This window comes from Nitrospina gracilis Nb-211, assembly GCF_021845525.1.
Lineage (GTDB): Bacteria > Nitrospinota > Nitrospinia > Nitrospinales > Nitrospinaceae > Nitrospina > Nitrospina gracilis_A.
In genome coordinates, this window is the sequence record NZ_JAKJKD010000001.1 from 2878860 (window position 1) to 2901825 (window position 22966).

The following is a 22966-nucleotide window of genomic DNA, read 5'->3' on the forward strand; positions in this document are numbered from 1 at the left end:
CGTTTCATTTATACCGGGACTCCGGGGCGCACCAACTTCTGCCTGTGTCAAACCATCTAATCTCTGTTTTGTTCCTTATTATAACACAGGCTCCCCACCATTTGGAGGCCATTTACCGGGCCATAAAGGGTGGTCCGTTTTGGCGAAAATAATTTTGCCCGGCGTGCGCCCGGCTCCCCTGCCGGGAACGAGCGGAGTCATCCCACAGGCGGCAACCAATAGGCCCACAAATAATACCCGCTCCAAATCAACAGGCCCACGCCAACCAGAATCAACCACAGGGGAACATAACCATCCCGCTCGCGGATACCTGCGGTCTGGTAGGTGTATTCCTCATCGGGTCCGTGCGCGTCTTCGGTTTTGGACCCGGCGGTGGGAACGGTTCTGTTTTCGCTAACCGGCATTTCAATTCTCCTTTTTTCTGCAACAAAAAGTTTACCTGCATGTGCGTGCCGAACCTGGAGGGCATCAGCCCCCCAGTTTGGTTTCACTCACGCCGCTCAATTCCACCACCTTCTCCTCCAACCGTCCCTGATCGGCGGCGTTGGACAGCATCGCCCAGATGTTGCGGCGCACGTTTTCAAGCGCACCGGGATCGACCCCCACCGCAAGCAGACGGTCTTCATAGGTCTGCACGCGCAGGGATTGAACAAAGTGCACGATATCCCACACCTGTTTGGCATCGAGCGTTCCCTTGAAAACCGGCATGGGATCGCCACCGACTCCGTTCATGATGGTGCGGAACAGGTGGCGGCTGTCGTGGCCCAGTTTCACACCGCCTTCCTCGCCCGCAGGCAGGGTGAAGTTCGCGGGTTGAATGGGAAATCCCCACGCATCATTCAGTGCGCCGGCAAGCGGTCCGTCACCCCGCCCTTCGGCTCCGTGACACGACGCGCAGTTATTGCTGTAGAGCTTGCCGCCGTTTTCAATGGACGCGAGCGTCACCCGCGTCTCCTTGGGAATGGCGATTGGGTCCTTCACCTCTTCCTGTTTCCAGCGGTCGGAAAAGGTTTTGATGTACTGGATGACCGCCAGCCGTTCGTTCTGCGTCAGGTTGTGCCACGGCGGCATGCCGGTGCCCCACAACCCGTGCGTGATGGTTTTGAACAGATCCCCATCCGTGGGAAGAGCATCCTTGCCCGGCGTGGAGTGGAACTTGAAAATGCCTTTGGTAAAATCGCGCGGCTTGGGATCGAGGAATTTTGCCGAAGGGCCAGTGCCGTCGCCTGCGTCCCCGTGACAGCCGGAACAGCGGGCGTCATACACTTTTTCGCCCAAAGGCAGAAGGTCCCTTTGAATGTGACTGCCGGGGTTGATGCCGGTTCCGACGGACAGGTTGATGGAGACGAAGTTCTCGCGCCAGTCGCCGATGCCGGTGCCCAGCCGCTGGATGTAGGCGACCAGTGCCTTTCCGTCTTCGTTGAGCTTCGGCGCTTCGCCTTCCTTCTCCGGCTCCTCAAACAGCCACGGGAAGCGTGGCATGATGGAGTCCTTCTTCACCGCACGCGGATTCCAGTGATGCGCCGCGTGCCAGCCGTCGCTGTAACGCCGGCCGACGCGCGTGAGATCAGGACCAATCCGCCGCGTGCTGAACAGGTGCGGCAGGTCGTGCACGTACTCGCCGTTCTGCGACACCGGACCCCAGCGGAAATTCTCGCCCGTTACCGGGCGCACGTACTGTGAATGGCAGTACCAGCACCCTTCACGGATGTACACCTCGCGCCCGTGCTTTTCCAACGGTGTGTAATCGGGGACGCTGATTTGCGTGTCGGCCACCACATCGGTGACGTGTGCGCGCTGTTGCTTGTTGGTCACGTACGGCGCGATGCCCTGCGTGCCAACGGCGAGGCCAAACAGGACAATGCCCGCACTAACCACGACGCCGGACGGCGTCTCCAGCCAGTTGCCTTTTTTGAGCGGCGCCATCGGCACCTTCTCGGACGTCTGCTCGATGGCGGCCATGCTCTCCACTGCTTCACCCGTCTGCGCGGTTTTGTAGAAGTTGATGACCATGAGCAGGATGGCGATGTCCATCGACAAACCACCCAGCGTTCGTGCCACCCACCAGGGTTTCATCTCGTTGACGGTATCGACGAAGTTCGCGCCGTGCTCCAGCATGGAACCCTGCACGAATCCCTGCGCCGTGAGACCGACCGCCATCACGCTGAAGCCGCCGATGGTCAGCCACAGGTGCCAGCTCGCCAGCTTCGCGCTCCACAACTGCCTGCCGGTGAGGCGCGGCCAGACGTAATACATGCCGCCGACCACCCACACCACCATCGAGCCGAACACCGTCAGGTGCGAATGCGCAATGACGAAATCGTTGAAGTGCGTCAATTCCTGCATGCGGCGCAGGGCCTCGACCGATCCCTGAAAACAGCCGAACAGGTAGTACACCGCACCGAGGATGAGGAACTTGCCCGCGTAGGCGTCGGCGTCCTTGCCGCCGCACACCTGCCCCCATCGGCCACGCACCGTGCCGAAAAAATTCACGACCACCGTCCACACCGGAATGATCAACAGCATGCTGGTGACGATGGAAATGGTCTGCGTCCAGTACGGAATCGGACTGAACAGGTAATGATGCGTGCCGACGAACGGATAAAACAGCGCGAGCGACCAGAACCCGATAAGCGATAGTTTGTGACTGAACAGCGACTGCTTCGCGGCGAGAGGCAGGAAGTAGTAAATGATCGCCAGCCCGGCGGGTGTCAGCCACAACCCGACGATATAATGAATATACAGGCCGTGCATGGCGGCGCTGTCCACGCCGGTGAACGGTCCATAGGGCAGGACGACGTTGCCGAGCACGAGATTGAAGACGGTCCACACGAAGGCAGCGGTGATGTACCAGAGCGACACGTAAAAGCGCGGCTCCTTGCGCTGAAACACCGTGCCCAGCACCTGTACCGTCACCATGCCCAGCACAAAGAAGCGAAGCAGGTTGAACGGCCAGGTGAACTCCCCGGCTTCAAATCCCATGTTGTGACCCATCATCAGGGACGCCATGCCGGTGATCAGAAAGAGGTTCCACAACCACAACAGCCAGTGTCCCCATTCTTCCTTGAACAGGCGGCGGCCACAAAGGCGCGGTACGATGTAGTACATGAGCGCGATGAACAAAGTGGAGAATGCGCCGAAGACCACACCGTTCACATGCACCGGGCGCAGACGGCCGAAGGTGAACCAGGCTATGTCACTCAGAAACTCCGGATTGTGAAATTTGATCGAAACAAAAACCCCGATGAAGGGGAATATCGTGAGCCAGATCAGACCCCACCACCCCCAGGCTTTGATCAGGGGCTTGTTGACAAGTTGATCGGTATCCATAACAGGCATCCCTTTCGTTGAAAGCCGATTTTTCAACTTTTTTTATCGGGATTGAGCGAAAAGCGTCATAACACTAACCTAATTCCCGATCAGGAAACCCGTCAACGATACGCAGACCAAAGCAGGTAATCGGAGCGGGGTCAAATCAAAACCGCACCCGCCGTGAAGAAAGAAAACCTCAATGATCGCGGCCCTTTGGATGACCGCACAAAAAATACAGATCCACTTCCCCGCAATATTGACTCGGCTGCGCATCTCACTCCGAAGGACAGAATCAAACAGGTTGAAAATGTTCTGGAAAATAATAGTGGGGAGAAAACAGGGGAACGCTTCAGGAAGGTCCCGGCGTGGAATGCGGTTGCGCAGCCAGAGCCTGCTCGCGGGTGGCCATCTGCCAGGTGCGGTAGGACCCTGAAAGGTTGCGCACGCGGAACCCTTTCTGCGCGAGAAAACGGCAGGCGAAATAAGAACGTTGGCCCGTCTGGCAGAAGGCAACGATTTCCTTGTCGCGCGGCAACTCCTCCACCCGCTCCCGCAATTCCGGAAGAGGCAGGTGAAGCGATCCGGGAATGGTTCCCTCCTCCCGCTCCACCGCATCGCGCACATCCAGCAGGAGGAACCGTTTTGGATCGAGGTGGCTGACCTCGTGCCATTGCACGACGCCAATGTCATGATGCACCACGTGCTGGGCGACCATGCCTGCCAGGTTCACCGGATCCTTGGCGGCGCCAAAGGGAGGTGCGTACGCCAGTTCCAGCTCTTCCAGATCGTGCACGGTCATCCGCGCCTTGAGTGCGGTGGCCAGCACATCGATGCGCTTGTCCACCCCTTCTTTGCCCACCACCTGGGCTCCCAGCAAGGTGCCGTTACCGGGGTCAAACATCACCTTCATGGCGAGACGGTGTGCGCCGGGATAATACGTCGCATGCGCGGCGGGGTGCAGGTGCACCACGCCATAAGGCCGTTGCAGGCGTTGCAGGGTTTTCTCGCTGGCGCCGGTAGCGGCGGCGGTCATTTCAAACACGCGCACGATGGAAGTGCCCAGCACGCCTTCAAACTTCATGGAAGCGCCGAAGATATTTTCGGTGACGATGCGTCCCTGCCGGTGGGCCGGGCCGGCCAGCGGGATGAGCGTCCACTCGCCCGTGACCCAGTGCCGCACTTCAATGGCATCCCCCACCGCCCAGATATGCGGGTCGCTGGTCTGCAGGAATTCATTGACCCGGATCCCACCCAAATCGCCCACCCGGACCCCCGCTTCCTTGGCGAGATGCGTTTCCGGGCGCACACCCAGCGCGAGGATCACCAGGTCGGCGGGCAGGCGTCGCCCGCTCTTCAACACCACCACCGAAGCCTGCGCGGTTTCGTCTTCACCCGGCGTATCGAACTGTTGCACCGGTTCGTTCAGGTGCAGGCGTACTTCGTGGGAACGCAGTTCCTGTTGGAGCCACGCCGCCATTTCCAAATCCAATGGGGCCATCACCTGCGGCAGTGCTTCCACCAGGTCCACCTTCATTCCGCGGCCGCGCAACTGTTCCGCCATTTCCAGACCGATGAATCCGCCACCGACCACAACGGCGCGTTCGGCTTTACGGGTGGTGGTCCATTCGAGGATGGCTTCGACATCCGGGATGCCGCGCACGGTGAAGTGGCCCGGGCGTTCGATACCCGGTATCGGCGGTTTCAACGGGCCCGCCCCTGTGGACAGAATCAGGTGATCGTAACGCTCCCGGTAAACCTCGCCGGTCTCGCGTTGGCGCACCTCGACCTGCCTCGTGGCAGGGTCGATGGAAACCACCTCGGAGTTCACCCGCACATCGAGGTTGAAACGCCGGTGCAGGCCTTCGGGAGTTTGCACCAGCAGGCTTTCGCGGTCTTCGATCTCCTCACCTATGTAATAGGGTAGGCCGCAGTTGGCGAAGGATACGTAAGGTCCGCGTTCGAATATCAGAATTTCGGCATCTTCGGAAAGACGGCGGGCGTGCGCGGCGGCAGTCGCTCCGCCGGCCACGCCACCTACAATCACAATGCGTTGCGATGACATCCTGTTGGGCTCCCTGCTTCGTCGATTCCCTGCGGGCATTCAGCTTCCGGGCGGCAGAAGGTCTTCGAGAAAAAAAGCCGCAAGCGCGGAGCGGCTTCCCAATCCGGTTTTCTGATAGATGGCCTGCGCCTGCTGTTGTACGGTCTTCAGTTTGGTGTCGCGGAGATCGGCGATTTCCTTGAGCGAAAATCCTTTGAGGAGCAAAAAACCCACCTCCGTTTCCGCCCGGGTCAATTTCCATTCTACAAACTGCCGTTCTATTTTGGCCGAAAGTCCCTCCAGCAACTCATGCGTTTCCCTCTTCCAGCGGTCACGCTCGTCTTCAAGGGATTGCAGATTGCCGCGAAGAAATAGAATTTCCCTGTTCGCCCGGGTCAGCTTGACAAGGCCGAAAATAAACGTGACACCGCTGACGGCCAGCAGGATTCCTTCCAGGAAAAGGTGCAAACCGGAACCGCCGCGCATCCAATCGTTCACCAGGTCCGCGCTCACCAGCAAAACAAACGCACCCGAAAGCGCCAAAACCGCCAGCCACCCGCCCTTGTTGACATCCTCCATTTCCCCTACACTCCCTGCAACCTCATGAAAAACCGGTATTTTCTTATAGTCCAAAATCCGGATGGAGCTTTTCGGAAATATTCGCGATCTTAGAGCCAAACACAAGCGAAAGGAGAATATCATGTTTGATTTGCCATTACATCCGGTTGTCGTTCACTTCCCGATCGTTCTCGGAATCCTGTTGCCTTTCGTCACCTTTTTCGCCTGGTGGGGCATCCAAAAAAAAGGTTGGTCCACGCGAGTCTGGGGGGCGGTGGTGGTCATGACCCTGGCCTACACGCTGTTCGCCGCAGGTGCCGTATTTCTTGGTGAGGAGGACGAAGAACGCGTCGAAAAAGTAGTTTCGGAACGCGTCATTGAAGAACATGAAGAAGCGGGCGAGGCCATCCCCTGGATTGCCGGCGGTTTGCTGGTAATCGCCATTGCGGGCTATCGGTTTAAAAATTCTCATCGCGCGCGGCTGGGCCTGGCGATTTTGAGCCTGGCGGCCATCGTGCCCCTTGCCAACGCGGGACATACCGGTGGGGGGTTGGTTTACAAATATGGCGCGGCCAACGCCCATCTGGCTCCCGAATACCGAGTGTCCATTCCTCTGAACAAGGGGGTGCCTGTGCCCGAAGTGTTGCATAAGCAGGACCACGATGACCGCGATTAAACCATATGGAGTGGTTATTCAGGATTTATATCAAACGAGCCTGGGGCCTCAGCGCAAATCGCCCCTGCGGCAGATCCTCCCTTTTTGCTAACGAGAGTGCCTGTCGATTTCAATTAAAACATCATTAAATTCCGGAATTTCCGGGCAAAAGAATCGAATTTTTTTAAATGGAATCATAAAATAAAGACACAACACTATTCCGGATAAGGAGGCTTTCATGAAAAATTGGAAACTGACTGCGACCATGGTTCTTTCTCTCATGCTGATGGGTTTCTCCGGATGCGGCCTGTTACAGGGCAAGAAAACCGTCACTCTGGACGAAGTTTCCGAGCCGGCGCGAAGCGTCATCCAAACCCACACTTCCAGAAATGATATCGAATCCATCCATGCCAAACGCAAGGATGGTGAGCGCGTCTACAAGGTGCATTACCGGAAAGGCGGCAAGCTCGCCGAACTTCAGGTCACGGAGAAGGGCTCGGTGAAGGAATGGGAGGAAAGCGTCGAACTGGAAGAGCTTCCTGAAGCCGTGCGCGCCACCGTCACCCGCCTGACTGACCGGACGGCGATGAAGGAGCTGGTCAAGGAAATTGAAGATGGCCACCTGTTCTACGAAGTGGAGTTCATGAAGGACGATAAGGAAAACGAAGTCAAGATTGCCGAAGACGGCAGCATTCTGGAATGGGAAACGGAATGACGCCGGTTTGTTGACCCTGACCAAGGAGGTCAATCATGCCGAACAGCGTTTACAAAATCATCGAGCTGGTTGGAACGAGTGAAAAATCCTGGGAGGACGCAGCCAAAAAAGCCGTGGACACGGCCAGCGAAAGCCTGGAAGATCTTCGCGTGGCGGAGATCAAGGAACTCGATATGAAAATCGAGAATGGCAAGGTGGCCGCCTATCGGGCGAAGGTGGCGCTTTCCTTCAAGTACCACGGAAAAGGTTGACCCGGTTGTCAAACCGTTCGCCGCTCACTATCCGGGCAAACAAAGAGCCGGTCCACAATGGGACCGGCTTTTTTTCATGACTGATTGGAATCGCGTTTCAACTTGTCCTTCAGGCTTTGCGGGAGCTTGTCAGACAAGTCCTTCCATTGCGCCTTGATGCGCCTCAACAACCAGCGTGCCCACGCAAATTCCATCGCCAGGATCGCCAACCCGGCGGGAATCACCACCAGTGCCGGTCCCGGCGTGAAGATCAACACCACCCCCACCATCAACACCGTTGTGCCCACAACCAACGTGACAATCCGCCTGCCCCCGTATTGCGTCAACCGGGCCAGCGTCCGCGCTCCCTCGGCGATCGGTTGAAACATGCGGGTGCCCTCGCCCCGCTTGTCGAGATGGGACGCCACCCCGCCCAGGGCCAGGATGCCAACGATGACGCCCATAGAAACTTCGATGGGAATCGGATAATGATGCGTGAGGATCATTTTGACACCGATGAAACCGAGGATGAACATCAGGCAGATGCTGAGATAGCGGAACTGCGATACCGCCACCGCCAGCGCAAAATACATGGACCTCAGTCCGAGAATGGCGAAGATGTTCGACGTGTACACAAGGAAGGTGTCGCGGGTGATGGACAGGATGGCAGGAATGGAATCAACAGCGAACACGATATCGGAAGTTTCTACCAGGATGAGCGCGAGGAAGAGAGGCGTGGCCATCCAGCGTTCGTCCTGACGCACGAAGAACCTTTCCTCATGATGCTGCATGGTGACCGGAATCAATGCCTTCACCGCGCGTACGAACAGATTGCGGTCCGGGTTGATGCTCTCCTGTTCCGCGGCGGGCATGCGGGCGGCGGTGAAAATGAGAAGGACGCCGAATACATAAAACATCCACTGAAACTGATTGAGCAGGGTGACGCCAAACCCGATCATCACACCACGCAGAATCACGGCAAGCAAAATGCCCCAGAATAGAACGCGATGCTGATATTTGAGAGGAACGCGAAAATACTGGAAGATGAGTAAGAAGACAAAAATGTTATCCATGCTGAGCGACTTTTCCACCAGGTAGCCGGTGAAAAACTTGAGCGCCGCCTTGCGTCCGCTGTGATCCTCCATAAGCGGTATCGAACCGAAGAGCTGGTATTCATACAGGAAATAAATGAACACGTTGAATACCAGCGCCAGCCCCACCCAGAAACCGACCCACGCCAGCGCCTCCTTCATCGGCATCTCACGGCTTTTTTTGTGGATCACTCCCAGGTCCAGTGCCAGCAAGCTCAGGACCAGCACCAGGAATCCAATCCATACGGCAATCATGGAAGCCTCTCCTCTGGGTGCGCAAACGAATTCCTGCCCCTCAGTGTAACGCGCCTCCAAATTTTTTCAGATGCAAAAAAAAGAGCCGGCCCAGTGGACCGGCTCTCTATATGCCGATAACAGGTGTCACGCGTAACAACCGCACACCTGGGTCAGATTCTCTGCAGTAATTCCATGGCAACGGCCGCAACCAGCGCCACGGCAAGAATGATTCCAAATCCGCGGGCCATCATGACATGAATGTTGCCCGCGGGGAACATCTCACCGCAGTTGGAACACTTGACCGTCCAGTTTGTGATCGGCGCATTGCATTCACAGCAAGTCGTTTTGTCAACGATACCCTGCATCATGACGATTCACCTCCTTGATCGATGGATCTTGCGAATTCCGTAAGGCAGATGGTCCGCTCAATTCACCGGTTGCCAGCTTTCCAGCTTGTTCTGCGCGGTGCGTATCTGGTTTTCACTCATCAGCCGTTCCAGCTTGTCGCGCAGAAGGACCATGTCGTTGTAATCCTTGTCGGCGGGCCGTGTAGTGGACACCGCGAGATTCACCCACATATGAGCAAGCACCAGGTCCTGCGGCACGCCCTGCCCCTTGTAATACAGGTCGGCCAGCATGAACTGCGCCTGCGGCATGCCCCGGTTGGCGGCCTGCTGATACCAATAAGCGGCTTTGGCGTAATCCTGAATCACGCCCTGCGACAATTCGTACATCGCACCCAGGCGATACTGCGCCGTGGAATAGCCCTCTTCGGCGGCACGCTCAAACCATTTGAAGGCGCGGCGAAAGTCCTTGGCAACCCCGTCGCCTTCAAAATACATCTTGCCCAGGTGAAAGCGTGCCTCCGCACCGCCCTGCTTCGCGGCTTTCAAATACCAGTGACGCGCCAGCGTGCTGTTTTTTTCGACGCCCAAGCCATTGCGGTACAGATGTGCGATCTGTGTCTGTGCCCGCATATGACCTTCCTCGGCCAGGGGTTTCAGGATATCATGAGCCTTCTTATAATCATTGAAGTTCAAAAATTGAATCCCCTCCTGGTAGCGGCCTTCCATAGCGCCGGCAAACAGGAAAGAAATTATTAACAGACCAACGATCTTTAAAAAATTTTTCTCTAAACAACGCACGAGAGAAACCTCCTTTCGGTTCGTTATTCCCTCATACTTTGAAAAATAAAATCAATGAGCGGATTGTCAAACGATTCCCCGACTCTCGTTTTAATAATCAACTTCAAAATCGGTTTTACTTCTTTTCAAGGAATCAGTTAAAAACTTGAAAAAATATTTCATTGAGAATTTTTTTCGCCGCCTTCCTTCGGAATATGAGTGCTGGCGTCTATAATCTTTTTAAGCGCATTCACCGATTGAGAGGAGCGGAACCATGCCATTCAAAAAATGGTGGGAACGATTTTTTAAATGGGAGGCCCATGAAGGGGCATTGCTGTGCCTGACCGCAGTGCTGGCCATCGGGTTCGCCAATTCAGCCTTCCATCACACCTATAACGACTTCATCGAGACCCTTGTCGAAATCCGCATCGGCGACCTTGAGATTTCCAAGCCCCTCCGCATCTGGGTGAATGACGGATTGATGGCCGTGTTCTTTCTGCTGGTGGGACTGGAGATCAAGCGCGAAACATTAGGTGAAGGGCATGGCGCGCCGTCCCAATTCCTGTTTCCCGCCGTCGCCGCCGCCGGGGGCATGGCGGTACCGGGACTGCTTTACGCGTGGATCAACTGGGATCATCCGGTAGCCCTGAAAGGCTGGGCCATCCCCACCGCCACCGACATCGCCTTCGCCTTGGGAGTGCTCAGCCTGTTTGGGAACCGGGTGTCCGCCAATTTGAAGATGTTCCTGTTGTCGCTTGCGGTTCTTGACGATCTGGGGGCGATCGTCATCATCGCCCTTTTTTATACGAGCAGCCTTTCTCTCTTCAACACTCTGCTTGCCGGCGGCATGTTTCTGATTCTGGTTGCGTTCAATCGAATGGGCGTACTCCGCCTGTGGCCCTACATGATTTTCGGCTTCCTGCTCTGGCTCTTTCTGCTCAAATCCGGAGTGCACGCCACGCTGGCGGGAGTGATGATCGCGTTCACGATTCCTCAAAACATCAAACAAAAAAACCGCACCCCGCCCAGCCGCCACCTGGAACACACACTGGAACCCGGCGTGAATTACGCCATCCTGCCTCTGTTCGCGTTTGTCAACAGCGGGCTCCCCTTGAGCGGACTGGGACCAGATAGCCTGGCCGACCCTGTCACGCTGGGGATTCTCGCGGGACTGGTCGTCGGCAAACCTCTCGGCATTGTCGGGTTCACCGGAGTGGCGGCACGGATGGGATGGGTGACGCTTCCGGAAAAAGTCACCTGGCCGCAGATACTCGGCGTGTCCTTTCTCTGCGGCATCGGCTTCACCATGAGCCTGTTCATCGGTTCGCTGGCGTTCGAATTGGGAGGGCTGAATGACACCCGCAACGTGCGGCTGGGCATTCTGACCGGATCACTGATTGCCGGTTTGCTTGGCGTCGCGCTGTTACACGGTGCCCTGAGGCAGAAGGGCAAGGCGGATTCCGGCTTGCTCGAGCAGTTGAAAAAATCCGAATGAAGCGAGGCGTCAGTTCTTCATGTCCTGCATCATGATCTGCGTCATGCCATCGGCGGGCACCGGCGGGGAATAATAGTACCCCTGGTATTTGTCGCATCCCATGTCGCGCAGGATGTCGAACTGTTCCTGCGTCTCCACGCCTTCGGCGATGGTTTCGATGTCGAGCGACTTGGCCATGGTGACGATGGCCTGCACGATCGCCTTGTTGGTCGGGTTGATGACTTCATTGATGAACGACTGGTCGATTTTGAGCACGCCCGGCGTGATGGTTTTGATGTAGCTGAGGGAGGAATACCCCGTTCCAAAATCGTCGATGGACACCGTCACCCCCATGTCGCGGAACTCGTTGAGAACCTTCATCCCCTTCTCCGGGTTCTTCAGGAACGTGCTTTCGGTGAGTTCCACCTCCAACGCGTGCGACTTCATGTCCAGCTCCTCAAGAGTGCGCGAAATATTCTGAGCCAGACCTTCCTGCTGGAACTGACAGGCCGAAAGGTTCACCGCAATGCGCGGATTGCCCAACCCCATCATCTGCCACTTCTTGTTCTGCGAACAGGCCTGCGACAGCACCCACTCGCCGATATCGAGGATCAGCCCCGTCTCCTCCGCCAGCGGGATGAACGTCGAGGGCGGCACCCAGCCCAGTTGCGGATGCCGCCAGCGGATCAGCGCCTCGGTGCTGGTCAGGCGGCCGCTCTGGAAATCGATCTGCGGCTGGTAAAATACTTCGAATTCCTTCTGCTTGAGACCGCGGCGGATGGCCCCCGCCAGTTCCATCCTCGAGCTGGCTTTTTCTTCCATGCGCGGATCGAAAAAGAAATACGTGTTCTTGCCCGACCGCTTGGCCTGCGACATGGCGATCTCCGCATTCTTGATGAGGCTGGGTGCGGTCACCCCATCGTGCGGGTAGAGGGCGATGCCGATCGAACCGGTGACCAGGATTTCCTTGTCCATGCAGGGAAACGGTTTGCGGAACGCGGACAGCAACTGCTGTCCCAGATACATGGCATCGCCTTTCTCAATCTGCGGCACAATCAAACCGAAACGGTCACCGTGCAAACGCGCCAGAGAATTGTCTTCCGGCAACGCGTTGCTGATGCGGTGCGACACCTGCGTCAGCACCCGGTTGCTCATCTCTTCGCCGTACGTGTCGTTGATGGACCGGAAGCCGTCCAGGTCCACCAGCATCAGCGCCAGCAGTTCCCGGTGCCGCTGGGAATGTGCCAGCGCCTGGATCAACCGGTCGCAGAACAACTCGCGGTTAGGCAGTCCGGTGAGGGAATCATAATAGGCGAGGTGCTTGATGGTCTCTTCCGCCTTTTTCTTCTCCGACAGATCCTGAATCATGAACACCAAACCTGGCTCCTCCCCCTTTTCCAGCCGTGTCATCTTCAAACTCAATGGAACCAGGGAACCGTTGCGGCCGATGCCGCGAATCTCGCAGGCGCCTTTTTGCAAAAGTACAGGTTCCGGGTCTTCGTCTGCGTAGCCAAACTGCATATCCCAGAAATCCATCGAAGGCGTTGCGAACAGGGACCGGATATTGCGCCCGGCCAGCTCCGATGAAGAAAAATCCAACAACTGCTGAACCGCGAAATTGGTCCACAAAATAAACCCCCTGAGGTCGGTCAAAATCACGCCTTCCACCAGACTTTCCATGATGGCGACTATTTGTGGAATTTGCGCAAAACCGTGGGGGAACGTCATGCGATTTCCCTTTAAGGGTTCATAAATGAGAATCTGGCTGTTTCTATTTGAATTATTGTGACTTGGAACCAAGAGCATAGGAGCAACCTTCTTAACGGTTTGAATTTTTAATTATTTAGAAAAATTATGCATATAGGTTAACAGATAATGATAATCACTTTCAATATAAAGGTCTGATATTTTTGTTTGAAAGTTCATTGCTGTGCCTAATTGGTAAGGAATTGCAGGAGGGTGTGGGCCACTCCGGTCAGGCTTTCCCCGGCCACCAGCCCGGCGGCCAGCACCACCAGAAACCGCCGGTGCCATTCGGGAACCCGCTGAGCGAGAACCCACGCAAGCAGGCCGCCCAGAAACAGGGAAAGGGAAATCCACGCGGGAATGATGAAGGCCAGGCCCAGACTGGCCGCACTGGGCAACCACCGGGCCCGGGCCGCCGGCAAAAACCGTTCGAGCAGGGCGAAGAACAAACCCACCGCCCCGGCTACGGCCATGGCCGGGACCGAGCCCGCGGGCAGGGCGCCCAGCCCCTGCTGAAACACCTCCGCCACCGCCTTCCACGTGGCCACCGCCGGCGCGGGCCATTCGGCAGTGAGCAACATGGCCTGCGGATCGGGAATGAGAAACAGGTACGCGGCGGTTCCCGCCAGCGACCCGGTCAGAATGCCGAACACCTGCGCGATGCTCTGCAGTCGCGGCGAAGCATGGATCAGCAGCCCCGTTTTCAAATCGTGCAGAAGGTCGGAGCACTGACCCGCCGCACCGCCGGTGACGTTGGCCGACATCAGGTTGGTGGTGGCATTGGCGGGGGACAGCACACCGAAAGTCAACTGCGTCACCTTGCCCAGCGCGCCGATGGGCGGGATGCCCGTCTCGCCGCTCACCCGGGCCGACACGATCGCCAGAAAAAACGTCAGCACCACCGCCACCACCGCCATCAGCCAGGTGATGTCGAATAACACAACCTGCGCGACGACCACGAGCACCATGGCGAGCACCAGCCCGATGCGGAACCCGCGCCAGGTCTCGCCTGTGGCCATGTCCGCGATTTCCGCTGCCGCCTGCTTCTCCTTCCGGTTACGCAGAGCCCGAACCGAAGCGATGGTAAAGGAAGCCAGCGACGCCGTCACCATGAGTGTCACGCCGGGCCACAACAGCCACGGCACCATGTCGGCGAACCAGAAGGCATCGGCATCACGCGCCCCCGCCTGTGCCCAGCCGCGGGCCAGCGCCCACGGTCCCAGCACCCCCCATGCCAGCACCGCACCCAGCAGAAGAGACACGCCGACGCGCACGCCGACGATCGCCCCGAACCCGATCATCAGCAGGGAAGGATCGAGCACGAAACCGAGATTTTTCAATGTGACCTGCTGGTAGCCTGCCGCCTTCAATGCGCCCGAAGCGCTCCAGCCGAACGAGGCGGGCAACCCGGCGCGCCCGACCAGGGTGGTGGTCGCCTCCAGCGCCTTCACCCCGGCGGCCACGACGGCGCTTGCGGTCAGCATTTTAAGACGCAGTGTCGCTTCTTTTCCGTGCGCGTAGATGTCGCGCAAAACCTCCGCCGTCGCCACGCCCGCGGGAAAGGCGAGCTTTTCCGCAATCAGCATCTGCCGCCGGAGGCCCACCGCCATCACCAGACCCAGCGCGCTGATGACAAAGGTCCACACCGCGAGCACACCCCACGCCAGCCGCTCGCCGGTCAACAGCGCCAGCGCCGGGATGGGCGCGACCAGCCCGGCGGACACGATCGACGCCCCCGCCGAGGCGGCGGTCTGGTTGATGTTATTTTCGTAAATGCCCCACGGGGACGCGCCCGCCACCTTTTCGCCCAACCGCCAGAACGCCAGGCTCAACAGCACGGCGGTGATGGACATGTTGAACGACCAGCCGATCTTCAAGCCGCTGTACACGTTGCACGGAACCAACAGCGCCCCGAGGGTCATGCCGGTGAGCACCGCACGCACGGTCAACTGCGGGGTGCCGGGAGCGGGATGAAACTGGTTTTCGAAAGAGGCCATTTCTCATTCTAAAAGAAAACCCTCTTTCGGTCCAAACCGGCACATTGGTATCATGGAAGCAGGCCCATCCAGGAATACGATGAAAGCATCCAGGTCCATTTCAAACAGGGTGGTGACTTTTCATGCACGCGTTTGGTTATTACATCACGGCGGCGGTGGCGGAGATCGGCGGCTGTTTCGCCTTCTGGGCGTGGCTACGTCTTGGGCGCAGTGCGTACTGGGCGATTCCCGGCCTGTTGTCGCTGATCGCGTTCGCCCTCCTGCTCACGCGCATCGAAAGCGCCTTCGCCGGACGCACCTACGCGGCCTACGGCGGGGTGTACATCGCCGCATCCCTGCTGTGGTTGTGGTTCATTGAAGGCCAACGCCCGGACCGGTGGGATGTGCTGGGTTCCCTGGTGTGCCTGGGCGGCGCGGCGCTCATTCTGTTCGGCCCGCGTCCCTCCATTTAATCACTCGAGGTTTTCTTTCTGGAGGCAATATGTCTCTTCGTTGTCATAAAACCCTGGCCGTTTTGGCTCTGCTTCTTCTTTCGCTTGCACCCTCCACCGCACCGGCGGCGCAGGGTCAGTGGGGCGGATTCATTTACCTGTTCCCAAAGAGCGGAGTGGAATTGACGGAGGAATGGAAACGGGATCTCGCCGCCCTCACGGAACAGGCGGCCCAATCGTTCACCAACGATTTTCTCCCGGCGCAATCGGGACCGGAAAACATCCTCTACATCAAAACCGTGCGTTACACGATGTCTGGCAAACCGCTGGCACCGCAACCGCTGGGCGTGATCCGCGTCGAGTCCATGGATCGGGGGAAGATCGACGGTTTTTACCAGGCGTTCCGCAATGCCGCCGAACACCGGCTGGATTTGAAGATCATTTACGGCGTCACCTCGGAGTTGCGGTATACCGACGCCGCCACGCTGGAGCGGCTGAAACAAAACGCGCCGCAACGTGGCTCCGGGTTCGAGCAACCCAACGCCGTGGTGTTTCCGCTTTCGAAATCGCAAGCATGGTGGGGCCTGCCGCTGGATCAACGGCAGGCGTATTTCTTCCAGCATCCGGAGCGGTTCGGCGCCGCGCACGAGGGGCACAATGAAATCGGCTTCCGCTACATTCAGAAAATTTTCCGCAAGCTGTACCAGTCGCGTTTCATCGACGGCGAGTCGGACTTCGTCACCTACTTTGAATACGCCGACCGCGACCGCGAGGTGTTCACCTCCCTGCTGGAGGGGTTGCGCGACACGGAACGGAACCCGGAATGGAAATTCGTGGAGGAAGCGCCCATCGTGTACGGAACGCGGGTTCAGGGACTGGTCGAATTATTGAAGGACTGAGAGGCGGCTGGCGTCACCCGCTTTTCCCCATGTATTGCAGATAAAAGGGCGATTGCAGGATTTCCGGATTGCCGCGCGCATACTGCCTGGCCAGCTTCAACGACTCGCGCACCTTTTTTTCCTCTCCCATCATGTGGCGGCAGAGCGCGATGTTGAAATGGATTTCACCCGCGTGCGGGTCGGCGGCCTTTGCCTGCAAAAATGCGATCACCGCCTCGCTGTAGTTGCCCTGATTGAAATACCCGGTGCCGCGCTCGTTGAACATGAACGACGATGGCTCCGCACCTGCGGGCAGAATCAGCGGTTGCGCGGGCGGTTTTTCGCACCCGGCCAGCAGAAAAAAAACCAGCATCCACGCCCAAACGATGGATGCGGGAAGTCGATGTGTCATGGAACGCCTTCCGGATAGACGGTTCAAAAAAGAATTTCACATTATATAGACCGCAACGTTTTTTGCCACCCCGCAAACCCAACCCGCCGGGAGAAGAGACGTTTTTTCTTTCGGCCGGTATCCGACGCAGTCTCGTCCGCTACCGCAAAGGGAAATCGGACCACGTCCCTTTAAAGCCGAATCCCCGCATATTATAATAACGGAACCGCTCCCCGTTGAACCCGCCCTTTTCCATTCCATCTGCGGGGAATTTTATGGAACAGGGCCATTTTCCGGAGGCAGTTTTGGAAGCCGAATACCGCATTCCCCCGATCCCGCGCAATGAACAAGGCGACATGCGCACGCTGGGCATCGAGCTGGAGTTCGCGGCGGAAGACGGACGCCAACTGGCTGAGCTAGTGCAACGCATTTATCCGGGCACCTTCGACCGCATCGATCCCCACCTGTTCAAAATCCGCGACACCTCGCTCGGCACCTTCACTATCGAACTCGACACCCAGTACGTGCACTGGGAGAGACCGGGCAAAGAGGAGGCGCCGCTCATCGACGAACTGCTGCCGCAGGAGGTGTTCGACGACATTCTGGAAGCAGTGGGTGACGTCATGAAACACGTCGTGCCCTACGAGCTGGTGACGCCGCCGATCCCCATCGACCGCCTTGCAGAACTCGATCAATTGATTGCGGAACTGCGCAAGCTCAAGGTGAAGGGCACCGACGAAGGCGTCTTCTACGCATTCGGCATGCACCTGAACCCGGAAGTGGCGGTGCGGGATTGCGCGTGGATCCTGAACGTGCTTCGCGCTTACCTGCTTCTGGCGGAATGGCTGCGCGAACAGATGGGCATCGATCTCGCGCGCAAACTCTCGCCGTACATCCGGCCGTTTCCGGAACCGTACGTGCTGAAAGTGCTGAACCCGGACTACCAGCCCGATGACGAGGCGTTCATCCGCGATTACGTCAGGTTCAACGACACCCGGAACCGCGAACTGGACCTGTTTCCCCTCCTCTCCCACATCAACGAGGGATTGATGAAACAACTGGTCGTGGATGAGTTGACCAAGCCCCGCCCCACGTTTCACTTCCGCCTGCCCGATTGCCGGCTGAACGATCCTTCCTGGTCCATCGCTCACCACTGGAACCTGTGGGTGCAGGTGGAAGAACTGGCCGAAGACACCGCAAGACTGGAAGCAATGAGCCGCGCATACCTCGAGCACGCGGGCAAGCTGTTCAAAGGCAAGTGGGCGGAAAAAGTTCCCGCCTTTTTAAAAACCTGAACACGCCGCAACCGTGCCCCCATTAAAAAATTCCGCCGGGTTTTGTTTTCTAAAAATCGGTGATGGTGAACCGGAAGGAAGATCTGGAAGAAGAGAGAGCCGTTTCCACGGGAGGGGTAAGCCTGTTTTGAGAAAGCAGAAACGGCCCCCTCTTTCCAGACGCGGCCGGCGGGGGAAGACGGCCCGCCGGGCCGCGCAAGAACCAATGCGTTTGAACCTGCTAAGGAAGATCCTGCTTTAAGCCGGGTCAAGGACCAGGAGCTGGGAATGGCCGAGGAACCATCAACCGCTCCTTAACTCCCAACCCCAGTCGGGAATCACAGCCCCCGGTCCCTCCTCACACGGACCCGGTAACGCGTTAAATTGAGGTTTCAAAATTCAGCTTTTTGGATGCCTGAAGTCCTTCAGCTATGATTTTGAAAATCATTATCATAATCATAACATAAAGAGGGTTCCTGTCAACCGATTTTTTAATTTTTTTTACGCGTTGATTTTTATGGGCTTTTTTAGCCGGATGGGAGAAGGGACGGGTTATTTCCCCTTGCGGAACCCACCGGGTGTGGAACCGCGAGCCGGGAAGGCCCCCCGTTCCCATCCACTCCGGCAGAAGCACGGCGCGGGTTATCCAGCCCTGGTATGAGTTATGGGGATTGCGGTTTGAAGATGAGAAAGTTCTGCCGCGGCAGGAAGGTGAGTTCCTCCACCAGCGTGTAGCCCGCCAGTTCGAACTCCTCGATCACCGTGGCCCGCCGCGTGAAGTGGCGGAACGCCCCTTCGCGGAAATCGAGGATCGCCACCCGCCCGCCGGGTTTCAGGTACTGCTTCGCGTTTTCAAAATACGCCGCGCGGTCTTCCAGGTGATGGTACACGTTGGAGGAAAAAATCATGTCCACGGGTTCGGGGAGCTGGGGATCGTGCTTCGCCGCGCGCACCAGTTGAACGTTGTTCAGGTTTTTCTTCCGGGCAAGCAGGCCCACCTCTTCCAGCAGGTCGCGGTCGATATCGACGGCATACACCCGTCCACCCGCGCCCACCGCACCCGCCAGACGGTGCGTGAAGTAACCGGTGCCGGAACCGAGATCGGCCACGGTCATGCCGGGCTGAAGATGCAGGGCGGCGATCACCGCCTCCGGTTTCTGCCATTGATCGCGGTCCTCGCTCCAGTAACGTTTGCCTCCGTGGGAATGAGAATGGCCGCATGACACCAGTACCGGCACCAGCACCGCCAATATCAACCAACGCCACCCGCCTGTTTCCGTTCGATTTCCGCACCACCGCATCGCCCACCTCCTTTTGAAAGTTGACAGCCTCTTACCTTAATTCCGAATCGAACCCGGGGTCAATTATGAAAATGGCGTGTCCGCAAGGCGACGATGCTTTCCCTATTTTTACAAGCAAATTCAGACACTTCGAATTGCCGCATCCTGCAACGCCGCCTGCGTTTTCTGCATCTAAACCAACAAAGTCCCTAATGGAAAATAAAAAAGGAGGCTCGCATGGGCAAGAAGGAAGAGTACGTGAACTGGATGCACTCCAAACTCGATGAGATCTCCGCGGACATCGACAAGCTGAAGGCGAAGGCCGATCAGGCGGAGGCGGAAGCGCAGATGAAGTATCTCGATGAAGTGGAAGCGTTGCGTAAGAAAAGAGCGGACATGCAGGCGAAGCTCAAGGAAGTGCGGACTGCGAGCGAAGGTGCGTGGGAAGATTTGAAAACCGGGCTCGACAAGTCATGGAACGATTTGAAATCGGGCATCGAGTCGGCGTGGTCGCGCTTCAAAGGGTAAGCGGGCGCCTGACGCGGGTGGCAAAGGAAGGTTGACCCCGGGTCATTTGCGGAACAACCAGAAGATCAGCGTCGCCAGCGCGCTCAACACGATGCAGGTGGTGATGGGAAAATAAAAGCTGAAGTTGTCGCGGCGGAAAGTGATGTCGCCGGGCAGGCGGCCGAGGCCGAGCTTGCCGATCCACGGCCACAGCAGTCCCACCGCAAGCAACGCCACACCCAGCACAATCAACACCCGTTGCGTGGTCATGCCTGTGTCACCCGTTCACGCATTGCAACCTGCATTTGCCATCCCTTTTGCCGGCGGATTCCGCTCAACCTTCTTCCTGCAGCCAGGCGCGCGCCGCCTCCAGTTCCGTCGTTTCAAACACATGCACCCGCGCGTACACGATCACCCGCATCACGCGCACCGCAATCCGTTGCCAGAGCGGACCGACCACCACCGCGATACGCTGTATGTGGTGATGGTGCGCGCGCACGAATGCGATGTGTTCCTTGATCGCCTGCCAGCCGTCCCAGCGGCGGAGCGATGCCAGGTTGAGCAGAAGGCGGATACGCCCGTAACGCTCGATGAGCCCGTCCACCTCCGGCGCCGCGCTGGGGAAATCATTGACCTCGACTTTCTCCGGCAGGGTCAGCGACACGCGGTTCTCGCCCAGTTTTTCGACCGCAATCATGACAGCGTCTCCTTTCCTCAAAAAACCTCGATTGGCGTCTTCTTCCCTGTTTCCGTTTGGGGAGTTCTGTTTATTTAGATGCCGCCGGGGCGGATTTTGTTCCGGTTTTTTCAGGTCACGCGGGCGGCGGGATCGGCAGAGCAGCGCACCGCGGTCACAGCCCGTTTCACTCTACAAGCCTGCGGGTGAAACTCATTGGTTGGAGGACAGGAACATGGCCTGACGGAGTGATTTGAAAAACACCTGATAGACGGAAGGATCTTCCACCGCCCGCAGATCGTACTGCACGCTGGCCCGCACCATGAGTTGCGAGGCGCTTTTCGGCCGCACGGTGACGGTGAGCCGCACCAGGTCGCGCCGGTGCTGGAACGGTCCCCACGACCGGTAATTCCGCGCGAACATCAACAGCTCGTCGCCGTCATACATGGTGTAATAAATATCCATGTACCTGTCGTTGCCGTCGCGGTGCAGTTTGCTTGCGGAGAACACGCCCAGTTCCGGGTCCGCCACTTCCAGCGTGAAGTCCAGATCCTGCAGGGTGGCGACCACCGCCTGCATCACCGCATCCCGGTCCGTCGTGTCGAACACCTGCGTCTGCTGAGCGCGCAGTTTCACCTGGCTGGCCTCGGACATCAGGATCTGACTGCTGGAATTCCACTGCCGCTCCACCGAGTACATGGAGCATCCCGAAAACAAGGTTCCGGCAAGCATCAATGAAAATGCGCGGTGAATTTGAAACGGAAACCGGTGCATGCTCACACCTTTTATCCCTGCGGGGCGGCGAACAGCGCCCGTTGCAGGACGGTGAAAAAGTTCTGGTACACCTTGGGGTCTTCGATGGGCTTGGTGTTGAACACGGCGTTGACGCGGAACTCCATTTGCGTTTCCGTCTTCGGCCGCACGGTGACAGTGAGCTCCACCAGGTCCACGTAACTGGGTTCGGCGAATTTGCCGGCGGTGACGAGTCCCAAAGGGCCGTTCGCCCGCTCGACGATGAAGCCCAGGTCCTGCAACGCCGCAATCACCGCCCGCACCGCTTCCTGCCGGTCCTTCACATCAAACGTGCGCGTCTGAAAACTGCGCAGTTTCAACTGCTGGGCGGAAGGCGCCAGCAAATCGGTTTTGGGTGGTGTGGGGGCGCAGGCCGAAAGGACCAGCAACAAAGAGGCAAGGCAGAGGAGAGAAGTTCGTTGGTGCATGGCGGTCCTCATTTCAGATTTTATGAGCCTCCAGAAACACGCTCTTGGATAGTTTGGCGAAAAACTGCTGGTAGATATACGCGTCGTGAATCATCTCCATCCTCTGCGCTCCAGGCAGAATATAATGATCCCCGCTTTGCCCGTCGCTCTCCCAGATCACACGGTAAAACGTGATGCGCACGGAATATCTTTTCCCCTGGGCGTCCACCGGACGCAGGGCCAGCGTCGCGCCGATTTTCTGGTGCAGGTCGATGGGAATCAGGATGACGGTCTGGCCGAAGACTCCCGCCGCGGCCATGAAAAACCGGGTGATGTCCTGCCCGTACTCGTAGGCGCTCCGTTCCTTCGACGCGCGCAGGAGGGCGAGGTCGCGCACGCTTTCCTGAATCTGAAAACCGAGGTCCTGAAGCACTGCGGCTGACGCGGAAAGGAGGGCCTGCTCGTCCGTGGTTTCAAAGTAGCGGGTCTGCAAAGCGCGGTGTTGCGCGCTTTCCGGGGTGAGGATGAACAGTGTCGCCGGATCCTCCACCCGCGTCACGCATCCGCTTCCCACCACCAAGCAAAGCGACAGCGTCGCCCACAAATTTGTGCGACGGAGAGGAAAGGAATCAGAACTGGGTGAAGTTGTAGGCAAAGTCCCGTACCATTTTATTTTCATCGAACTTGATGATGATGGTCATGGTCTTTTGCGTGCTGGTGCTGGAAGAGGAGCGGGAGCTCCCGCCAAGAATGATGAGGGTCCCGTACGCCGAGCCACTGGTGTCCACGCGGTTGGAAGACACCTTGTCGTAAATCCACACCTCGCGCCGCTGTTCATCGGTGGTGACGATGTTGGGCGAGCCCAGAGCTTCCGCCACCTGCGCCGCCGACATGCCCATCTTGATTTCGCTCTGCACGGTGCCGATGGTCATCTGCTTCGCGTTGACCTGGTCCCCCCCGGAGCTCGCACAGCCGGAGAAAACCAGAACACTCACCGCCACCGTTGCCATTATGCGTTTCCAGGTCATGACAGACTCCCAATTCAAAATTCACTCAAATTATATCAAGTATCCAAAAAAATGGGATCATTAATAGGGCTGCACGCCGCGTTGGGTCACGCAATTTCCGTATTATCAATCCAAAAAAGCGG

Annotated in this window: 25 protein-coding genes; 8 read left to right on the forward strand and 17 right to left on the reverse strand. The window is 57.7% G+C overall.

Features of this window, described 5'->3' with window-relative positions; all coding sequences use genetic code 11:
- Window positions 1-197 precede the first annotated feature (197 nt).
- The 4 genes from J2S31_RS13645 to J2S31_RS13660 all read right to left on the reverse strand — a co-directional run bounded on the left by J2S31_RS13645 (window position 198) and on the right by J2S31_RS13660 (window position 5932).
- Window positions 198-404: a hypothetical protein gene (locus tag J2S31_RS13645; RefSeq protein ID WP_237099709.1), complete on the reverse strand. Its 207-nt coding sequence runs from the start codon at window positions 402-404 to the stop codon at window positions 198-200.
- Between the two features lie 64 nt (window positions 405-468).
- Window positions 469-3330 carry a cbb3-type cytochrome c oxidase subunit I gene (locus tag J2S31_RS13650; RefSeq protein ID WP_237099710.1) on the reverse strand — a complete coding sequence of 954 codons (2862 nt, stop codon included), beginning with the start codon at window positions 3328-3330 and terminating at the stop codon, window positions 469-471.
- A gap of 331 nt (window positions 3331-3661) precedes the next feature.
- Entirely contained in the window at window positions 3662-5374 is a 1713-nt protein-coding gene (locus J2S31_RS13655; RefSeq protein WP_237099711.1) for an FAD-dependent oxidoreductase, read from the reverse strand.
- 39 nt (window positions 5375-5413) lie between these two features.
- On the reverse strand, window positions 5414-5932 hold the full coding sequence (locus J2S31_RS13660) for a helix-turn-helix transcriptional regulator (RefSeq protein ID WP_237099712.1): 519 nt from the start codon (window positions 5930-5932) through the stop codon (window positions 5414-5416).
- 121 nt (window positions 5933-6053) lie between these two features.
- Here J2S31_RS13660 and J2S31_RS13665 point away from each other — a divergent pair, with 121 nt between their 5' ends.
- From J2S31_RS13665 to J2S31_RS13675, 3 genes are all read left to right on the forward strand, one after another.
- Window positions 6054-6587 (forward strand): DUF2231 domain-containing protein, encoded by a 534-nt coding sequence (locus tag J2S31_RS13665; protein ID WP_237099713.1) that lies wholly within the window; start codon window positions 6054-6056, stop codon window positions 6585-6587.
- A 217-nt stretch (window positions 6588-6804) separates the two neighbouring features.
- The gene (locus J2S31_RS13670) at window positions 6805-7281 is read left to right on the forward strand and encodes a PepSY domain-containing protein (protein ID WP_237099714.1); all 477 of its coding nucleotides are present in this window, start codon (window positions 6805-6807) and stop codon (window positions 7279-7281) included.
- Between the two features lie 35 nt (window positions 7282-7316).
- Window positions 7317-7532, forward strand: coding sequence for a dodecin family protein (locus tag J2S31_RS13675; protein ID WP_237099715.1), 216 nt, complete (start codon window positions 7317-7319; stop codon window positions 7530-7532).
- 74 nt (window positions 7533-7606) lie between these two features.
- Here J2S31_RS13675 and J2S31_RS13680 read toward each other — a convergent pair whose 3' ends face one another.
- The 3 genes from J2S31_RS13680 to J2S31_RS13690 all read right to left on the reverse strand — a co-directional run bounded on the left by J2S31_RS13680 (window position 7607) and on the right by J2S31_RS13690 (window position 9816).
- Window positions 7607-8857: a TerC/Alx family metal homeostasis membrane protein gene (locus tag J2S31_RS13680; protein ID WP_237099716.1), complete on the reverse strand. Its 1251-nt coding sequence runs from the start codon at window positions 8855-8857 to the stop codon at window positions 7607-7609.
- Window positions 8858-9009: 152 nt separating this feature from the next.
- Window positions 9010-9207 carry a hypothetical protein gene (locus J2S31_RS13685; RefSeq protein ID WP_237099717.1) on the reverse strand — a complete coding sequence of 66 codons (198 nt, stop codon included), beginning with the start codon at window positions 9205-9207 and terminating at the stop codon, window positions 9010-9012.
- 57 nt (window positions 9208-9264) lie between these two features.
- Window positions 9265-9816 carry a tetratricopeptide repeat protein gene (locus J2S31_RS13690; RefSeq protein WP_237099718.1) on the reverse strand — a complete coding sequence of 184 codons (552 nt, stop codon included), beginning with the start codon at window positions 9814-9816 and terminating at the stop codon, window positions 9265-9267.
- Window positions 9817-10237: 421 nt separating this feature from the next.
- Between J2S31_RS13690 and nhaA the strand changes: the two genes are divergently transcribed.
- Window positions 10238-11458: a Na+/H+ antiporter NhaA gene (gene nhaA / locus J2S31_RS13695; RefSeq protein ID WP_237099719.1), complete on the forward strand. Its 1221-nt coding sequence runs from the start codon at window positions 10238-10240 to the stop codon at window positions 11456-11458.
- Between the two features lie 9 nt (window positions 11459-11467).
- Here nhaA and J2S31_RS13700 read toward each other — a convergent pair whose 3' ends face one another.
- Window positions 11468-13165: a putative bifunctional diguanylate cyclase/phosphodiesterase gene (locus J2S31_RS13700; protein ID WP_237099720.1), complete on the reverse strand. Its 1698-nt coding sequence runs from the start codon at window positions 13163-13165 to the stop codon at window positions 11468-11470.
- Window positions 13166-13371: 206 nt separating this feature from the next.
- Window positions 13372-15180 carry an OPT family oligopeptide transporter gene (locus J2S31_RS13705; RefSeq protein ID WP_237099721.1) on the reverse strand — a complete coding sequence of 603 codons (1809 nt, stop codon included), beginning with the start codon at window positions 15178-15180 and terminating at the stop codon, window positions 13372-13374.
- A 122-nt stretch (window positions 15181-15302) separates the two neighbouring features.
- Here J2S31_RS13705 and J2S31_RS13710 point away from each other — a divergent pair, with 122 nt between their 5' ends.
- Window positions 15303-15632 (forward strand): YnfA family protein, encoded by a 330-nt coding sequence (locus J2S31_RS13710; RefSeq protein ID WP_237099722.1) that lies wholly within the window; start codon window positions 15303-15305, stop codon window positions 15630-15632.
- Window positions 15633-15661: 29 nt separating this feature from the next.
- On the forward strand, window positions 15662-16510 hold the full coding sequence (locus J2S31_RS13715) for a chlorite dismutase family protein (RefSeq protein WP_237099723.1): 849 nt from the start codon (window positions 15662-15664) through the stop codon (window positions 16508-16510).
- Window positions 16511-16523: 13 nt separating this feature from the next.
- Here J2S31_RS13715 and J2S31_RS13720 read toward each other — a convergent pair whose 3' ends face one another.
- Complete coding sequence (locus J2S31_RS13720; protein ID WP_237099724.1) at window positions 16524-16901, reverse strand: tetratricopeptide repeat protein; 378 nt, start codon at window positions 16899-16901, stop codon at window positions 16524-16526.
- Between the two features lie 284 nt (window positions 16902-17185).
- On the opposite strand from J2S31_RS13720, the gene J2S31_RS13725 reads away from it, so the two are divergent.
- A complete protein-coding gene (locus tag J2S31_RS13725; RefSeq protein WP_237099725.1) occupies window positions 17186-18175 on the forward strand; it encodes an amidoligase family protein in 990 nt (329 codons plus the stop codon).
- A gap of 641 nt (window positions 18176-18816) precedes the next feature.
- Here J2S31_RS13725 and J2S31_RS13730 read toward each other — a convergent pair.
- Window positions 18817-19410: a class I SAM-dependent methyltransferase gene (locus J2S31_RS13730; RefSeq protein ID WP_237099726.1), complete on the reverse strand. Its 594-nt coding sequence runs from the start codon at window positions 19408-19410 to the stop codon at window positions 18817-18819.
- Window positions 19411-19671: 261 nt separating this feature from the next.
- Between J2S31_RS13730 and J2S31_RS13735 the strand changes: the two genes are divergently transcribed.
- Window positions 19672-19962, forward strand: coding sequence for a coiled coil domain-containing protein (locus J2S31_RS13735; protein WP_237099727.1), 291 nt, complete (start codon window positions 19672-19674; stop codon window positions 19960-19962).
- A gap of 42 nt (window positions 19963-20004) precedes the next feature.
- Here J2S31_RS13735 and J2S31_RS13740 read toward each other — a convergent pair whose 3' ends face one another.
- The 6 genes from J2S31_RS13740 to bamE form a co-directional block, all read right to left on the reverse strand.
- Complete coding sequence (locus J2S31_RS13740; protein WP_237099728.1) at window positions 20005-20211, reverse strand: DUF2905 domain-containing protein; 207 nt, start codon at window positions 20209-20211, stop codon at window positions 20005-20007.
- A gap of 64 nt (window positions 20212-20275) precedes the next feature.
- Window positions 20276-20638: an STAS/SEC14 domain-containing protein gene (locus tag J2S31_RS13745; RefSeq protein WP_237099729.1), complete on the reverse strand. Its 363-nt coding sequence runs from the start codon at window positions 20636-20638 to the stop codon at window positions 20276-20278.
- Between the two features lie 192 nt (window positions 20639-20830).
- On the reverse strand, window positions 20831-21391 hold the full coding sequence (locus J2S31_RS13750) for a hypothetical protein (RefSeq protein WP_237099730.1): 561 nt from the start codon (window positions 21389-21391) through the stop codon (window positions 20831-20833).
- Between the two features lie 11 nt (window positions 21392-21402).
- The gene (locus J2S31_RS13755; RefSeq protein ID WP_237099731.1) at window positions 21403-21837 is read right to left on the reverse strand and encodes a hypothetical protein; all 435 of its coding nucleotides are present in this window, start codon (window positions 21835-21837) and stop codon (window positions 21403-21405) included.
- Window positions 21838-21850: 13 nt separating this feature from the next.
- Complete coding sequence (locus J2S31_RS13760; RefSeq protein WP_237099732.1) at window positions 21851-22375, reverse strand: hypothetical protein; 525 nt, start codon at window positions 22373-22375, stop codon at window positions 21851-21853.
- A gap of 70 nt (window positions 22376-22445) precedes the next feature.
- Entirely contained in the window at window positions 22446-22844 is a 399-nt protein-coding gene (gene bamE / locus J2S31_RS13765) for an outer membrane protein assembly factor BamE domain-containing protein (protein ID WP_237099733.1), read from the reverse strand.
- Window positions 22845-22966 lie beyond the last annotated feature (122 nt).

What these genes read in the sequence shown, in the direction of transcription:
- nhaA (WP_237099719.1), top strand. Translation starts at nt 10,238, where the DNA reads ATGCCATTCAAAAAATGGTGGGAACGATTTTTTAAATGGGAGGCCCAT.
- J2S31_RS13710 (WP_237099722.1), top strand. Translation starts at nt 15,303, where the DNA reads ATGCACGCGTTTGGTTATTACATCACGGCGGCGGTGGCGGAGATCGGC.
- J2S31_RS13655 (WP_237099711.1), bottom strand. Translation starts at nt 5,374, where the DNA reads ATGTCATCGCAACGCATTGTGATTGTAGGTGGCGTGGCCGGCGGAGCG.
- J2S31_RS13715 (WP_237099723.1), top strand. Translation starts at nt 15,662, where the DNA reads ATGTCTCTTCGTTGTCATAAAACCCTGGCCGTTTTGGCTCTGCTTCTT.
- J2S31_RS13675 (WP_237099715.1), top strand. Translation starts at nt 7,317, where the DNA reads ATGCCGAACAGCGTTTACAAAATCATCGAGCTGGTTGGAACGAGTGAA.
- J2S31_RS13705 (WP_237099721.1), bottom strand. Translation starts at nt 15,180, where the DNA reads ATGGCCTCTTTCGAAAACCAGTTTCATCCCGCTCCCGGCACCCCGCAG.
- J2S31_RS13660 (WP_237099712.1), bottom strand. Translation starts at nt 5,932, where the DNA reads ATGGAGGATGTCAACAAGGGCGGGTGGCTGGCGGTTTTGGCGCTTTCG.
- J2S31_RS13685 (WP_237099717.1), bottom strand. Translation starts at nt 9,207, where the DNA reads ATGATGCAGGGTATCGTTGACAAAACGACTTGCTGTGAATGCAATGCG.
- J2S31_RS13755 (WP_237099731.1), bottom strand. Translation starts at nt 21,837, where the DNA reads ATGCACCAACGAACTTCTCTCCTCTGCCTTGCCTCTTTGTTGCTGGTC.
- J2S31_RS13720 (WP_237099724.1), bottom strand. Translation starts at nt 16,901, where the DNA reads ATGACACATCGACTTCCCGCATCCATCGTTTGGGCGTGGATGCTGGTT.
- J2S31_RS13680 (WP_237099716.1), bottom strand. Translation starts at nt 8,857, where the DNA reads ATGATTGCCGTATGGATTGGATTCCTGGTGCTGGTCCTGAGCTTGCTG.
- bamE (WP_237099733.1), bottom strand. Translation starts at nt 22,844, where the DNA reads ATGACCTGGAAACGCATAATGGCAACGGTGGCGGTGAGTGTTCTGGTT.
- J2S31_RS13645 (WP_237099709.1), bottom strand. Translation starts at nt 404, where the DNA reads ATGCCGGTTAGCGAAAACAGAACCGTTCCCACCGCCGGGTCCAAAACC.
- J2S31_RS13750 (WP_237099730.1), bottom strand. Translation starts at nt 21,391, where the DNA reads ATGCACCGGTTTCCGTTTCAAATTCACCGCGCATTTTCATTGATGCTT.
- J2S31_RS13665 (WP_237099713.1), top strand. Translation starts at nt 6,054, where the DNA reads ATGTTTGATTTGCCATTACATCCGGTTGTCGTTCACTTCCCGATCGTT.
- J2S31_RS13670 (WP_237099714.1), top strand. Translation starts at nt 6,805, where the DNA reads ATGAAAAATTGGAAACTGACTGCGACCATGGTTCTTTCTCTCATGCTG.
- J2S31_RS13690 (WP_237099718.1), bottom strand. Translation starts at nt 9,816, where the DNA reads ATGCGGGCACAGACACAGATCGCACATCTGTACCGCAATGGCTTGGGC.
- J2S31_RS13700 (WP_237099720.1), bottom strand. Translation starts at nt 13,165, where the DNA reads ATGACGTTCCCCCACGGTTTTGCGCAAATTCCACAAATAGTCGCCATC.
- J2S31_RS13735 (WP_237099727.1), top strand. Translation starts at nt 19,672, where the DNA reads ATGGGCAAGAAGGAAGAGTACGTGAACTGGATGCACTCCAAACTCGAT.
- J2S31_RS13650 (WP_237099710.1), bottom strand. Translation starts at nt 3,330, where the DNA reads ATGGATACCGATCAACTTGTCAACAAGCCCCTGATCAAAGCCTGGGGG.
- J2S31_RS13740 (WP_237099728.1), bottom strand. Translation starts at nt 20,211, where the DNA reads ATGACCACGCAACGGGTGTTGATTGTGCTGGGTGTGGCGTTGCTTGCG.
- J2S31_RS13745 (WP_237099729.1), bottom strand. Translation starts at nt 20,638, where the DNA reads ATGATTGCGGTCGAAAAACTGGGCGAGAACCGCGTGTCGCTGACCCTG.